Source organism: Clostridium sardiniense (assembly GCF_050584765.1).
Lineage (GTDB): Bacteria > Bacillota > Clostridia > Clostridiales > Clostridiaceae > Clostridium > Clostridium sardiniense_A.
In genome coordinates this window covers 802,565-817,230 of sequence record NZ_JBNOOR010000002.1, presented here as the reverse complement: position 1 = coordinate 817,230, position 14,666 = coordinate 802,565, and the positions used below count along the sequence as shown (strand labels likewise).

12 protein-coding genes and 1 riboswitch are annotated in these 14,666 nt (G+C 27.8%); of the genes, 7 read left to right on the top strand and 5 right to left on the bottom strand.

The features are described 5' to 3' along the window. Positions 1 to 104 precede the first annotated feature (104 nt). From ACQPUW_RS13445 to ACQPUW_RS13430, 4 genes are read right to left on the bottom strand one after another with little or no spacing between them, the layout of a single operon-like run. A complete protein-coding gene (locus ACQPUW_RS13445) occupies positions 105 to 1,136 on the bottom strand; it encodes an ABC transporter substrate-binding protein (RefSeq protein ID WP_430838010.1) in 1,032 nt (343 codons plus the stop codon). Then, positions 1,117 to 1,905, bottom strand: a complete 789-nt coding sequence (locus tag ACQPUW_RS13440) for a DUF3919 family protein (RefSeq protein WP_430838009.1) — start codon at positions 1,903 to 1,905, stop codon at positions 1,117 to 1,119. The genes ACQPUW_RS13445 and ACQPUW_RS13440 overlap by 20 nt, the downstream gene beginning before the upstream one ends. Positions 1,906 to 1,931: 26 nt before the next feature. After that, on the bottom strand, positions 1,932 to 3,323 hold the full coding sequence (locus ACQPUW_RS13435) for a sensor histidine kinase (RefSeq protein WP_430838008.1): 1,392 nt from the start codon (positions 3,321 to 3,323) through the stop codon (positions 1,932 to 1,934). Next, a complete protein-coding gene (locus tag ACQPUW_RS13430) occupies positions 3,298 to 3,984 on the bottom strand; it encodes a response regulator transcription factor (RefSeq protein ID WP_430838007.1) in 687 nt (228 codons plus the stop codon). The genes ACQPUW_RS13435 and ACQPUW_RS13430 overlap by 26 nt, the downstream gene beginning before the upstream one ends. 306 nt (positions 3,985 to 4,290) lie before the next feature. Here ACQPUW_RS13430 and asnB point away from each other — a divergent pair, with 306 nt between their 5' ends. The 3 genes from asnB to ACQPUW_RS13415 all read left to right on the top strand — a co-directional run bounded on the left by asnB (position 4,291) and on the right by ACQPUW_RS13415 (position 10,115). Then, complete coding sequence (gene asnB / locus ACQPUW_RS13425; protein WP_430838006.1) at positions 4,291 to 6,156, top strand: asparagine synthase (glutamine-hydrolyzing); 1,866 nt, start codon at positions 4,291 to 4,293, stop codon at positions 6,154 to 6,156. Between the two features lie 123 nt (positions 6,157 to 6,279). Then, a riboswitch (M-box (ykoK) riboswitch) is annotated at positions 6,280 to 6,435 on the top strand. 339 nt (positions 6,436 to 6,774) lie between these two features. Continuing rightward, positions 6,775 to 9,486, top strand: coding sequence for a magnesium-translocating P-type ATPase (gene mgtA, locus ACQPUW_RS13420; protein ID WP_430838005.1), 2,712 nt, complete (start codon positions 6,775 to 6,777; stop codon positions 9,484 to 9,486). A 65-nt stretch (positions 9,487 to 9,551) separates the two neighbouring features. Further along, complete coding sequence (locus ACQPUW_RS13415) at positions 9,552 to 10,115, top strand: undecaprenyl-diphosphatase (protein WP_430838004.1); 564 nt, start codon at positions 9,552 to 9,554, stop codon at positions 10,113 to 10,115. Between the two features lie 174 nt (positions 10,116 to 10,289). Here the strand turns inward: ACQPUW_RS13415 and ACQPUW_RS13410 are convergent, their stop codons facing one another. Continuing rightward, on the bottom strand, positions 10,290 to 11,243 hold the full coding sequence (locus tag ACQPUW_RS13410) for an amidohydrolase family protein (RefSeq protein WP_430838003.1): 954 nt from the start codon (positions 11,241 to 11,243) through the stop codon (positions 10,290 to 10,292). Positions 11,244 to 11,735: 492 nt separating this feature from the next. Here ACQPUW_RS13410 and yqeC point away from each other — a divergent pair, with 492 nt between their 5' ends. From yqeC to ACQPUW_RS13390, 4 genes are read left to right on the top strand one after another with little or no spacing between them, the layout of a single operon-like run. After that, positions 11,736 to 12,470, top strand: a complete 735-nt coding sequence (yqeC, locus tag ACQPUW_RS13405; RefSeq protein ID WP_430838002.1) for a selenium cofactor biosynthesis protein YqeC — start codon at positions 11,736 to 11,738, stop codon at positions 12,468 to 12,470. Continuing rightward, positions 12,467 to 13,063, top strand: a complete 597-nt coding sequence (locus tag ACQPUW_RS13400; RefSeq protein WP_430838095.1) for a nucleotidyltransferase family protein — start codon at positions 12,467 to 12,469, stop codon at positions 13,061 to 13,063. The genes yqeC and ACQPUW_RS13400 overlap by 4 nt, the downstream gene beginning before the upstream one ends. After that, positions 13,051 to 13,854, top strand: a complete 804-nt coding sequence (yqeB, locus tag ACQPUW_RS13395) for a selenium-dependent molybdenum cofactor biosynthesis protein YqeB (RefSeq protein ID WP_430838001.1) — start codon at positions 13,051 to 13,053, stop codon at positions 13,852 to 13,854. The genes ACQPUW_RS13400 and yqeB overlap by 13 nt, the downstream gene beginning before the upstream one ends. Continuing rightward, positions 13,854 to 14,660 (top strand): XdhC family protein, encoded by an 807-nt coding sequence (locus tag ACQPUW_RS13390; RefSeq protein WP_430838000.1) that lies wholly within the window; start codon positions 13,854 to 13,856, stop codon positions 14,658 to 14,660. Before yqeB ends, ACQPUW_RS13390 begins: the two co-directional genes overlap by 1 nt. Positions 14,661 to 14,666: the final 6 nt, after the last annotated feature.

The window sequence follows — 14,666 nt, the reverse complement described above, 5'->3', positions numbered from 1 at the left end:
TATTTGATTACACTACTATAATAAAATAAGAAATAAACAATAAAATCTCTTAAATGTTTCATAAATGTAACATTTAAGAGATTTTTGAAAATAATATGTATTTTTTATTTTTCAAGGCTATTATTGAAAAGATTTATTATAGTATCTTTTTCCATAGCAGCTTTTCTAAAGTCGTAATTTTGATATATATTTGAAGTAATATCATTATATTTTTTAGTAGGTACTGCATTAGAGTAGAGTGAAAGGTTACTTGAAACATCATCCGAAAGTATAAAATCTATGAAAGCTTCAGCTACTTCTTTATTATTATAATTATTAAGTTCAGCTACTGCATCTACATTCCAGCCAGTATTTTTAGGTGTAATGCTTATAAGATTAGGGTCTGATTTTTTAACAATAAGTTGATCACCTAAAAAATCTACAGTAACTGCATATTCACCAGATGATACTCTTTGAATAGAATTAAAACCACTAACGGTATATGATGAAACATTATTTGTAAGTTTTTCTAAGAAATTTTTATAATTATCTATACCTAGTTGTTGATATAAAGATGCAAGAAGTGTATATCCTGTACCAGAAGTTTCTGGATTAGGTAGTATTATTTTGCCTTTATATTCATCTTGAAGTAAATCTTCAAACTTAGTTGGAAGAGGTATACCTTTAGATGCAAAATCTCTATCCCAAACGGCTTTATTTATGCCTATAGATAATGTATCAACTTGAAATCCAGTCCAATAACCCTCAGGATCTTTGTATTTTGATAATATTCCTCTTGCATTAGGAGATTTATATTTAGCTAATGCGCCCTTTGACTTTAATAATTCATAAGCATCGCAGGTACCGCCTATAAATATATCCCCATTAGGGCTATTCTTCTCAGATAATATTCTTTTTACAGCTTCCTCTGTAGGAAGTTTTATATATTCATATGTACAGCCTGTCTCTTTTTTAAACTTTTCTAGAAGAGATTTTGCTTCTTCTTCACGGAGTGCAATATAAACAGTTAAGTGTTTACCTTTAAGGTTAGGATATGATTTTGTACTCTTTTTTGGGGAAAAGTATAAAAATAATAATATAAAAATAAATAACGAAATAACAATTAAAAAGATTTTTTTATTTAAAATATTTTTCATCTAAATCCCCTTTTACATAAATATTTTTACCATTTTCATCACCTAAATATTGAATAACTAAATAATGATTATATACAGTAATATAGATTGTATTATTAGCACTAGAATTATTACTTCCGTTTATAAATACTTTAAATACTTCCTTTGGAGATTCTTTTAGATTTATATTTAAAAAATCTTTATTATCCTCCATAATCTTAAATTTCTTTAGTTCAGATATAAGTTTTTTACTCTCGCTTTTAGTTAGTTCATGTAATGTATGTGAGTTTTCATAAACAATTTTTGAATCATTATGATCAATTATAGATATAATGTTTGGGTAGGTATAAAAGCAGCTAAATAATGTATTTCTTAAAGTATTAATATAATATGAGCTAGAGCTATAAGTTTTATTTTCAAATGTTAAAGAATTATCTACAGTAAAGTCTTCTGTAGATCCATTTGAATAAAAAATAGTACCAGATAATGTATCAACATTATCATTTATTAATTTGTTTTTTTGTTTAGAATCAGAATTAGTTATAGCAGAAAAATATTGCAAAATATCACTCATAATTAAATTATTATTAAGAGTGACCTTACCTAAATATTCATTTTTAATAATGATCTTAGTTGGCACTTTAATAGAGAAAGACTTTTTGCTTGATTTAAAATCATCAATGACTTTTAAATTATTATAGACAATCTTAGTAGAGTAGAAATAGAAAATCAAAATTATTACTACAAATAAAAGATATAGAGTAATTATGTTTTTAAAATTTTTCTTCATATAAAGTCCTTTCATAATGATATAAATCAATCAAATTTCTTTTGTTTATATAATGTTATTGTTGCAATAGTACCTTCATCTAATGTGCTTTCAATACTAAATGATCCATTTTGAGTAGATAATATATTTTTACAAATATTAAGACCAAAGCCATTACCTTTTGTACTTTTAATATTTGATACATCAAATCCAATACCATCATCTGAAATAAATATTTCTATTCTATCATCATATACTTTTGATGCGATTTCTATGGTTTCACAGCCACTATATTTAATAGCATTATCAATTATATTTATAAAAACTTGCTTTGTTTTATCATAATCTCCATATACAAATATGTTTTCATAATTTTTAATTATGCTTATATGATAATTATTAAGTTTAATGTGAAGGATATTTAAGCACTCATCAATCAAATCTTTAAGATTTATATAAGTTGATTCTATAGCGAAGTTTTCTTTATTTGCTTTAGATAATATTAATATTTCTTCGACTAAAGTTAAAAGTCTACGTCCCTCTTTTTCTATTAGTGCAGAGCTTTCTAAAACCTTATTATTATCATCTAATTTAGGGATTATTTCAGAAAATCCGATAATTGCAGTTAAAGGTGTCTTAAGCTCATGTGATATGTTATCAAAGAACTTTTTCTGTTTGGTTTTTGCTGCCTCAAGTTCCTTTATATATTTCTCTATTTCTTCACTCATAACATTAAATGTATTTGCTAAATCTTCAATTTCGTCACCACTAGTTATGTGAACCTTTTCTCCAAAGTTTCCTTTAGCTATCTTTCTTGATTGTTCTTTTAATGTTATGAGTGGATTAACTAATTCTTTAGAAAATGAGTATATTAATATGATACCGATACCAAGTGAAGCTATACTTACAAGTAACATTATTATAAGTGTATTATTTAATATAGTTACAGAAGATGAGTTTTGAAGTATTAATCTTAAAACCCCACAATAAGTATTTTTATAAAATATAGGAGTAGATAAAAATATATATGGAACACCATCAATTTTTTTTATAATATAAGATTGAGAACCATCAAGTGCCTTATCAATATCCTTATTATATAGACTTATTTGATTTTTATCAGAGTCATAGGTTATTTGACCAGAATTACTTATTGTTTGAACTCTTATATTAAATTTACTACTTAAGTTAGTGGCTATAAATGGAGAAATAGATTTAAAAGCTTCCTCCTTGTTAGGATTATTATTAGATTCTAATAAGTTTTCAACATATCCACACATAGTAGTATTTTCTTTTAATAGATATTCAAGAGAATTATCTAATAAGTTTTTAGATAAAGTATTAAATGTAATTATGTATATAAAAATAATAATAGGTGCTAATATTGCAATATTGGTTAATATAATTTTTTGTTTAAGAGATAGATTCGTCTGAAACATCTAGTTTATACCCTGCTTTATATAATGTTTTTATGTAATGCTGACAATCACCCAATTTTTTTCTAAGTCTTTGAACTAATATATCTACTGCACGAGTAGTACCTTCAAAGTCGTATCCCCAAACTTTATTTAAAAGCTCTTCTCTACTAAAAACTCGTCCTTTATTTTCACAAAGATAACTTAAAACCTCGAACTCTTTAAAAGTTAAATCTATATATTTAGAATCAATTAAGACTTTTCTTTCGTCAAGTAATATATGTATCTTACCAACAGATATTGAGTTTTTAATTTCTTTAGAATTTTTAGTTATTCTTTTTGAAATAACCTTGACTCTTAATAATAGTTCAGTACTATTAAATGGCTTTGTTATATAATCTTCAGCACCTAATTGCAATCCTAATAGTTTATCATTGATATCGTTTTTAGCTGTAAGCATAATAATAGGAATATCAGCTATTAATTTTATTTTATTTATAAGTTTAAATCCGCTAATATCAGGTAGCATTGCATCTAAGATTATGATATCAGGTCTTTCTTTTATAGTAAGGTCTAATGCCTCGACACCACAAGTTGCTGTAGTAACGGTATATTTTTGAAGTTCTAAATTCATTTTTATAAGTTGTAATATGCTAATCTCATCATCAACCACTAAAATATTCAATTTTTTTCTCCTTTAATTAAAATAGATAATAAATTCACAGTATTAATTATACAAAAATCGAGCTGTTTTTACAATTAACATAGAGGTTTCATATTTTAAAAGAGTATCTAAATATAAGGAATATGTAATAAAAATGAGCGACTTGGGTAAAATAAAACAAAATTATTAACAAAATGTAACTAATTAGCTAAAATGTAACTTATATGTAATAAAAATTGTTTTTTATGTAAATTTAATCTAAAAAAATATATTTATAATAAAAATAGTATATGCAAAAACATATTGATAAAGGGGACATAGATAATAATGTGTGGATTTTTACAAGTTTTCAAAAAAGCACTAAGTACAGAAGAGGTTAAAATATGCAGAGAAAGTGCTGAGATCATAAGACATAGAGGACCAAATGATACAAAGGAAATTAGACACGATAATGCGTTTTTTGTATTTAATAGACTAAGTATAATAGATTTAGAAAATGGAGTTCAACCTTTTAATTACAATGATAAATACACTATAGTTTTTAATGGAGAAATATATAATTATAAAGAGCTTAGAAATGAATTAATGCAGGTAGGATACAGCTTTAAAACTAATTCTGAAATAGAAGTTATTGCTACATTATATGATAAGTTAGGTAAGAAATTAGTAAATAAGCTTAGAGGTATGTTTGCTATTGTTATATATGATAGAGAAAAGGAAAAGGTTATTGGAATAAGGGATAATTTTGGAATAAAGCCGTTATATTATATGAAAAAAGATAATGGATTATATTTTTCTTCAGAGCTTAAAGCACTTAAAAATATTTTTGATAACTTAACATATAGAAGTGAGGTTTTAGGAGAGTATGCAACATTCCAATACATACCTTCAAATCAAAGTATATTTAAAGAAGTCAAAATACTCCCAGCAGGTCATTTAGTAGAGAAAGATCTATGCGGTGATGAAAGGGTGGAAAGGTATTTTGATGTAACATTTAATGAAAAGCATCATAATAAAGAAGAATTAAAGAAGAAGATAAAGTCAGTTATTAGAGAATCAGTTGCTAAGCATTTAGAAAGTGATGTGCCTGTTGCAACATTTCTATCAAGTGGAATAGATTCATCAATTGTTACTAAAATAGCAAGTGATATAAACCCAAACATAGTATCATATACTATTGGATTTGATATTGATGGGTATGATGAAACAGAACATGCAAAGAGATTTGCAGATGAGATAGGAATAAAAAATATAGGAATAAAGCTAAATTATAAGGATTATATAAGAGAGCTTCCAAAGATAGTTTATCATATGGATAGCCCAATAGGAGACCCATCGATAATTCCTTTATATAATATTTGTAAGGCTGTAAGTAAAGATTATAAAGTGATACTTTCAGGGGAAGGGGCAGATGAGTTCTTTGGTGGATATAATATATACACAGAAGATGAATCATTAAAGATGTTTAATTATATACCAAAAGGAATGAAGGATATATTAAAAAAGGTGGCTTCTGTAGTACCGGATAATACTAAAGGAAAGAGCTTTATAATTAGAGGATCAACACCATTAGAAAAAAGATATGCTGGAAATGCAAACATATTTAACGTTAATGAAAAAAGTAAAGTAATTAGAAATTATAATAAATTAAAAAATGATTTGGAAATTACAGAGGAATTATTCAATGATGTTAAATCATACGATAATGTAGTTAAAAGGCAGTATATTGATATAAATACATGGCTTGTTGGAGATATACTTACTAAAGCAGATAGAATGTCTATGGCAAACTCATTAGAAGTAAGAGTTCCTTTTGTTGATAAAGAAGTATTTAGTTTAGCATCAACTCTTAAAAAGGAGAATAAGATACAAGGCTTTACAACAAAATATGCATTAAGAGAAGCTTTTAAAGATGAGCTTCCAGAATATCTTTATACTAGAAGAAAGTTAGGATATCCCGTTCCTATGAGAGTGTGGCTTAAGGATGAGCTTTATGATTGGGCTTTTAATTTAATAGATAAAAACCCAGTAAAAGACATTAATAAAGATGAAGTGATAAACATGCTAAAGAAACATAAGGAAGGAAAAGGGGACTATAGTAGAAAAGTATGGAGTATGATAGTTTATATAATTTGGTATAAGTTATATATAGATAAAAGTTTAGATAAAGATGATATTTTTGAAATTTCTTAAATATTTCTAAAATGATAAAAGTATTAATAAAGAATTATAAATTGTTATAAGTCATTATATTTCGTTGACATTATTTTATAAGATGAATATAATGAAATTATCAAAGGAAACTTTGGTAGAATTTAATATTCTCGGTAGGTGAGGCTACCATAGGGATACGGGTTGCTGCCGCGAAATAGTGGAGACACTATTAGAGGGTTAGCAGTATACGTCGAAGTTAAGGCGTATTCTAATGCAATTTCATTGCCCTACGGAGTTGAAGCTTGAACGGGGGTGCCAATTATATATAATATTGATTATATATCCTCGTTTAGTTTTGCACTAAATGAGGATTTTTTTATTTTAAGAAATAAGTGAGGTGAGAACAATTGGAAACTGGAAGTAGTTGTATGGGAATAGACGGTCACCTGAGGTGTCTATATTTTATCAAGCAAAACTTAAAAATTTTATTATTTGAAAATTTGCATCCAGTTTCTGGTTTGTTTGCTTTGCAATAAAATATAGATTCTAAAGATTAAGAGTGTGACCTGATTATAGCGAAATTATAAAAAGTAGCTAACAGGTCTTTTCTTATGCCCGAATTCTCATAATTTACTTAAAAATGAGGAGGGTTTAAAAATGAAATTTAAAATTACAAAAAATAATTTAAATACAACAAAATCAGTAAGAAACTTAAAAAGGGAAGAAATAAACAAAAAGCTAATACAATTAGGATTATTGGAAAAAGAAGATTTTTTTGAAAAATTAGATACTAGAACTCAAGGAATAACAAATGAAGAAGCAGAAAGAAGAATAGAAGATTACGGATATAACGAAATAAGCTATGGTAATGGAATAACATGGTATAAAAGATTATTTGATGCCTTTATAAATCCATTTTCAGTTGTATTAATTTTACTTGCAATTGTATCATTTTTTACAGATTATGTTATACCAAAGCCAGGAGATAAAAGTTTAACTACAGTTATTATAATTACAATAATGGTTACCATTAGTGGAGTTCTTCGTATTGTTCAAGAAGGTAAATCTAATAAAGCTGGTGAAAAGCTTAAAGAAATGATAAAAACCACTGCAACTGTAGTTCGTGATGGAGAGACTCTAGAAGTACCAATGAATGAGGTAGTACAAGGTGATATTATAAAACTTAATGCAGGAGATATGATTCCAGCTGACGTAAGAATTATTTTTGCTAAGGACTTATTTGTAAGTGAATCATCAATGACAGGGGAATCAGAAGCTGTTGAAAAATACGGAGAGTTATCAGAAGAAACTTTAAATAAAAATATAACAAGTCACTTTGAGCTAGAAAACTTAGCATTCATGGGAACTAATGTTATAAGTGGAACAGCAACTGCTGTAGTTTTATCTACTGGAAATGATACAGTTTTAGGAAGTATGGCAGATACAATAACTGAAAAAAGAGATATGACAAGCTTTGATAAAGGTGTTAACTCAGTAAGTTTTGTACTAATAAGATTTATGGCAATTATGGTTCCAGTAGTATTTGTTATTAATGGATTTACAAAGGGAGACTGGCTTCAAGCATTTTTATTTGCACTATCAGTTGCAGTTGGATTAACTCCAGAAATGCTACCAATGATAGTTACAACTAACCTTGCAAAAGGTGCTGTTAAGATGGCTAAGTACAAAACTATAGTTAAGAATCTAAATTCAATACAAAATTTTGGTGCTATGGATATACTTTGTACAGATAAAACAGGAACACTTACTGAAGATAAGATAATACTTGAAAATCATCTTGATATTCATGGTAATGAAGATATTAGAGTATTAAAACATGGATATTTAAATAGTTATTTCCAAACAGGACTTAAAAACTTACTTGATGTTGCAATACTTCAATATGGAGATAAAGAAGGATTTGAAGATTTAAGTAATCAATATGAAAAGGTAGATGAAATACCATTTGATTTTGCACGTCGTAGAATGTCAGTAGTATTAAAGGATAAGATGGGTAAAACTCAATTAATAACAAAAGGTGCAATAGAAGAAATGATTGAAATATCTTCTTATGCAGAATATAAAGGTGAAATAGTTACTTTAACTGAAGAATTAAGAGCAGAAATATTAGAAACAGTTAGTGATCTTAATGCAAATGGAATGAGAGTAATTGGTGTATCTCAAAAGAATAATCCATCACCAGAAGGAAGCTTCTCTGTGGCTGATGAAAGTGATATGGTTCTTATGGGATATATAAGTTTCTTAGATCCACCAAAGGAGTCATCAAAAGAAGCTATAGAATTCTTACATGATTATGGTGTTGAAGTTAAGGTTTTAACTGGAGATAATGAAAAAGTAACTAAGTATGTATGTAAGCAAGTTGGAATTGATGTTAGAAGTATTCTTTTAGGATCAGAAGTTGAAGAAATGACAGATGATGAATTAAAGAAAGCTGTTACTTACACAAATGTTTTTGCAAAATTATCACCAAGTCAAAAAGCTAGAATAGTTTCTGTTCTAAAGAGTAATGGACATGTTGTTGGATTTATGGGAGATGGGATAAATGATGCCCCTGCCATGAGAAAGTCAGATGTTGGGATATCTGTAGATACAGCTGTAGATATAGCAAAGGAATCCGCTGATATCATATTATTAGAAAAGAATTTAATGGTACTTGGAAAAGGCGTTGTTGAAGGTCGTAGAACATTTGCAAATATAATTAAATATATCAAGATGACTGCTAGTTCTAATTTTGGAAATATGTTTAGTGTATTAGTAGCAAGTGCATTTTTACCATTCTTACCTATGCTTCCTATACAAATCTTAATATTAAACCTTATTTATGATATTTCATGCATATCAATTCCATGGGATAATGTAGATAAAGAATATTTAAGGAAACCTCGTAAATGGGATGCATCTTCAATTGGAAGCTTTATGGTATGGTTTGGACCAACAAGTTCAATATTTGATATTACAACTTATGCATTATTATTCTTTGTAATATGTCCAAGCATTGCTGGAGGTTCATATGGGGCACCAGGTGTTAATAATGTATTGTTTGTAGCTGCGTTTAATGCAGGATGGTTTATAGAATCACTAATGACTCAAACATTAGTAATACACATGATAAGATCACCAAAAATTCCTTTCATACAAAGTAGAGCTTCAAAGTCAGTGTGCTTATTTACAATTATAGCAATAGTTGTTGGCACAGTTATTCCATATACACCATTAGGTAAAGTGGTTGAAATGGCTGAGATGCCACCTATTTATTTCTTATATTTAGCAATTACAATACTTGCTTATATGGTATTAGTTACTTGCGTTAAGAAATTATATATAAGAAAATACGGAAAGTTACTTTAAATATTAATAATATTTGAAAGGAGAACTAAAGAAGAGAGTAATAATACTCGAGAGGGGAACTAAAGATGGGATTAAATTTAGAAGTTTTTAGATTAATAAACAATTTAGCTGATAAAAACTTATATTTAGATAGCATAATGATATTTTGTTCAAAGTATCTACCATATATATTTGCACTAGCTCTTGTCGTGCTATATTTGTTCGGTATTAGTAGAAGAAATATAGAATGTAGGAAGGTGGCAGTTAGTACAATAGTATTTACAATAATAAATTTACTTATAAGTTCTATAATAGGTAGTGTGTACTATGTAAATAGACCTTTTGTAGATCATAGAGTAAATTTACTTATGCCACATTCCGCGGATGCATCATTTCCAAGTGATCATGTTATAGGTACATTTAGTATAGCTTTAGGACTTGGAGGATATAGCAAAGTTCTTAGAAATATATTTATGATACTATCTATTTTAGTAGGTTTTTCAAGAATATATGTCGGAAACCACTATCCATTAGATGTTATAGGTGGCTATATTATTGTAATAATAATGAATTACGTGTATAAGAAATTATTTAAAAATACTGTTGAAAGTATATACGTAAGAATAGATAAAGCCATATTTAAAAACTAATTATCAATATATATTGATAATATATGATGAAAGTGATTAGATTAAGCTAACAGTTAATATCAAGTATTAGCTGAGAATATATAATTTACATCAAATACTATTAAAATAAAAAAGATAAGTTCTATAGCTTTTAGCTATAGAACTTATCTTTTTTTAATTAAGCAAAACAGTATATTAAATTTTGCTTAATCTGGGAAATAAGTTGAATGCATTTTTTAAATATAAATTTTCTCTATCTTCATTGTTAATTAAAGTTGTATTATTTAGCATTTCTTGAAGTGCACTACATTTAAATTCAGGAGTATAAGGATAATCACTTCCGTATAATAAGTGATCTTTATCAGCAACCTGTAGAAGAACTTCTAATTGTCGTGGTATACAAAATCCAGCTAAATCATAATAAAATTTCTTAAGGTCAGAGAAGAAATTTGGTACATAAGTATCTCCTCTCATTTTCATAACATCCCTATAGGAATCCAGTCTATCAGCTAAAAGTGGTAAGAATGCTCCAGCGTGAGGGATGATAAATTTAATATTTGGGAATTTGTTAAGAGTTCCCTTAAGCATCATATTTGTTATTGCACGAGTGGTATCAAAAAAGAATTCCATAAGTGGTATTGGTAAATTCTCATTAACATCTTCAGGTAATGCACTTGGTGTAGTGGGGTGTATAAGAACAATCGCATTATGTTTATTTAATTCTTCAAATATAGAATCAAGTTTAGGATTTCCTAAATATACTCCATCTATATTAGTAGGAAACATAACCCCATCAGCATTTAAATCATTAAATACATAATTAATTTCTTTTATACTATCTTGAGTATTTAATAATGGAAGTGATGCTATAAATCCAAATTTATTAGGATGTTCTTTTACTATATTAAAACACTCATTATTTACTTTTCTAGACAAAATTTTATTATAATTATCATCACCTAAACAAATATAAGGTGATGAAATTGATAGCATTGAAAAATCTATCTTTAATCTTTTCATCATTTCTAAATGATCTTTAGCTGACCAGTCTGGAGTTGGGAATCCATCAGGGTGAGTTAAATTATTATCTAAGAGTGCCTTTTTAAAGGAAGAAGGCAAACAATGCACATGTAAATCTATTTTATTCATTTAAAAAATCTCCTTAAAAGTATATTATTAATTATTATGTGTAATTAATATATAAAATTATATCAACAATATTTTAGGAAAATATAAACTGAATATTAATTAATTTTAAGTGAAATATACTATATTACAAATATGTAATTATAATGAAAGTAATTTCAATATTTAAGAACATATCTATGAAATATAATTACAAATGTAAGATATGTTAAAGCTAAACGAGAGAAATAAATTTAACTACAGTAAGAATTAATGCTAAATTAGTTTTAATTCCTACTATAGTTGAATTTTTTTTGCTTAAGTATATGATTACTAATATTTAAATATAAAAGAAGGAAGGACTATTATGCAAAAGGCGTCCATTCTTGGATGAAATAAAATTTTCATTAAATTCTGTTATTTTTCATAATTTGAAATAATTGAAAAAAATCCATTTAGAATATAAAATAGGATTATATTTGTAATTAGCAATGAAAGAGGGGGCAAGATGTAAAAATGTATTTAGTTGATTTAATTGATACGAAAAAAGGAGATATTATATCTGTTGTAGGTTCAGGTGGGAAAACTACTTTTATATACAACATAGCTAAAGAACTTATCAAAGAGAAGGTTTTAATATCAACAACAACAAAAATGTTATGTCCAACTAAAGATGAGGCTGATTATTTTTTCTGTTTGAGTAAGGGAGAGAAAATTAACATAAAAAATGGGAGGACATTTATAGCAGGAGAAAAAATAGATGATAATAAAGTCTGTGGAGATATTTTTAAAGTAGAAAATTACATAAGTAGCTTTGATTATGTATTACTTGAAAGTGATGGCTCAAAGAGAAAACCACTTAAAGGGTGGAATGATACTGAGCCTGTGATATTTAATAGAACTACTAAAACAATAGGTATAATACCTTTACATATTATTGGGGAAAAGATTACATATGAAAATGTACATAGAATTGAAAAATTTAATCATATATTTAAAACAAATGTTGGAGATGAAATAACATTAGATGTAATGGCAGATATAATAATAAATCCAAATGGATTATTTAAAGATTCAATAGGCGAGAAAATATTATTTTTAAATAGAGTTGAAGATGAAAAAAGTAAAGAGATGGCATGGAAATTGCTTGAAATATTAAATAGAAAAAACAAAAATTCATTAAAGATTATTGGTGGAAGTTTAAAAAGAAAAGAGTATTTTATGCTTTCTACTGGAGGTGACCTAAAATAATAGCAGTAATTTTAGCATCTGGACAAGGTAAAAGAATGGGAAGAAATAAGCTTCTATTAGATTTTTGTGGTAAGCCTTTAGTTGAATGGGTAATAGAGACAGTAAAGTCTGTAGGGTTTAAAGAAGTTATTTTAATTTATAAAGATCTTAAAGTAAAAGAAATTGGGATAAAGCATGGTGTAAGTACCTTATATAATAAAAATGCTAGCTATGGGCAGAGTGAAGGTATAAGACTTTCTTTAGAGAAATCATCAATTTTAAGTAATGGATATATGTTTTTTACTGGGGATCAGCCTTTATTAAAGGAAAAAACTATAAAAAAACTTATGGAAACGTTTAAGAGAAATGGAGGTATAGTGGTTCCGAGAGTTCATGGAAGAAATAAAAGTCCTGTGATATTTTCAGGGGAATTTAGGGATGAATTAATGTCTTTGCATGGAGATGTTGGTGGAAGACCTGTTATAAGAAATAATTGGGACAAGGTAACTTTCTTAAACTTTCATTCAAGTACTGAATTTTTTGATGTTGACACGAAAGAAGAACTAGAAGAATTAATTAAATTATATGAAGGGAGAATACAATGGATGAAATAATAATCGTAAGAGGTGCCGGAGATATTGCTACTGGTGCAATTCAAAAATTATATAGAGCTGGATTTAAAGTTATAGCCTTAGAGATAGAAAAACCAACGTCCATAAGAAGGAAGGTTTGCTTAAGTGAGGCTATGTATGAAAAAGAATTTAAAGTTGAAGATGTCATTGCAAAAAGAGCAGATTCATATGATGAAATATTTAGCATATTAGAAGAGGATAAAGTTTGCATCATGAAAGATACTTCTGGTGAAATAATAAAAAAAATTAGTCCTATGGCAATTGTTGATGCAACCCTTTGTAAAAGAAATATAGGAACAAAGAAGGATATGGCAAATATAACTATTGCGCTAGGACCAGGGTATGAAGCAGGTGTAGATGTCGATATAGTAGTTGAGACAAATAGGGGGCACAACCTAGGAAGATTAATATCTGATGGACCAGCTGCAAAGAATACAGGGGTTCCAGGAATAATAGAGGGTTTTGGAATTGAGAGAGTTATATATTCTCCTTGTGAAGGAAATATTAGGATAATTAAAGATATTGGAAGTATTGTAGAAAAGGGCGAAAATATATGCATGGTTGGTAATTCATATGTAAAAGCTTCATTAACTGGGGTAATAAGAGGAATGATAAGAGATGGATTTTATGTAAAAGAGGGACTTAAAATAGCTGATATAGATCCAAGAATTAATCAAAAGAAAAATTGTGACTTAATTTCAGATAAAGCAAGATGTATAGGTGGGGCAGTTTTAGAAAGCGTAATGATGTTAAAGAAAGGGAGGAATAAATAGTGGATGAAAGAGTATTACAGAGTATTATTGATGGGTTAGCAAGTGGAAGGAAGATGGCATTGGTCACTATAACAGCTTCTAATGGATCAACACCAAGAAAGAATGGATCTTTAATGAGTGTAGATGAGAACGGGAAAATAGTTGGTTCTATAGGGGGCGGAAAAATAGAATGCGTAGTTATAGAAAGTGCAGTAAAATGCTTGGAAAGTGGACAAGGAGAGAAATTCGCTTATAACCTAAATGAAAGTGGAAAGGTTAAAATGGCATGTGGTGGGGCTGTAGATGGATATATAAAAGTATTTGAACCAAAACCAAATATTATTATTTTTGGTGGTGGACATATATCTCAGAGCATATGTAGATTAACTGATAGTATGAATTTTAGAAGGGTTGTAATTGAGGATAGAGAAGAATTTAAAGATTATGATGCCTTTAAGAATATTGATGAGTTTATAGTAACGAATGATATAGATGGCTTAAGAAATATAAATTTTGATAATAGTTATGTAATAGTTGTAACTAGAGGGCATAAGAGTGATACTTATTGGACAAAAGAATTAATTAATAAAAATTATAATTATCTTGGCGTAGTTGGAAGCATGAAGAAAATTTTAGAGCTAAAAGAAGCGATATTAAATGAGGGTATTCCTAATGAATTAATTGAAGGAATACATGCTCCAATTGGGCTTGATATATCAGATGGTACTCCAGCAGAGATTGCTGTTAGTATTTTATCAGAAATATTATTAGTAAAGAATAATGGTAGATTAGAGCATTTACAAGATGTAAAAAAGAACGCACTATAAAAGATA

Coding starts and splice junctions, on each gene's coding strand:
- ACQPUW_RS13445 (WP_430838010.1), bottom strand. CDS start 1,136: ATGAAAAATATTTTAAATAAAAAAATCTTTTTAATTGTTATTTCGTTA.
- ACQPUW_RS13440 (WP_430838009.1), bottom strand. CDS start 1,905: ATGAAGAAAAATTTTAAAAACATAATTACTCTATATCTTTTATTTGTA.
- ACQPUW_RS13435 (WP_430838008.1), bottom strand. CDS start 3,323: ATGTTTCAGACGAATCTATCTCTTAAACAAAAAATTATATTAACCAAT.
- asnB (WP_430838006.1), top strand. CDS start 4,291: ATGTGTGGATTTTTACAAGTTTTCAAAAAAGCACTAAGTACAGAAGAG.
- mgtA (WP_430838005.1), top strand. CDS start 6,775: ATGAAATTTAAAATTACAAAAAATAATTTAAATACAACAAAATCAGTA.
- ACQPUW_RS13415 (WP_430838004.1), top strand. CDS start 9,552: ATGGGATTAAATTTAGAAGTTTTTAGATTAATAAACAATTTAGCTGAT.
- ACQPUW_RS13410 (WP_430838003.1), bottom strand. CDS start 11,243: ATGAATAAAATAGATTTACATGTGCATTGTTTGCCTTCTTCCTTTAAA.
- yqeC (WP_430838002.1), top strand. CDS start 11,736: ATGTATTTAGTTGATTTAATTGATACGAAAAAAGGAGATATTATATCT.
- yqeB (WP_430838001.1), top strand. CDS start 13,051: ATGGATGAAATAATAATCGTAAGAGGTGCCGGAGATATTGCTACTGGT.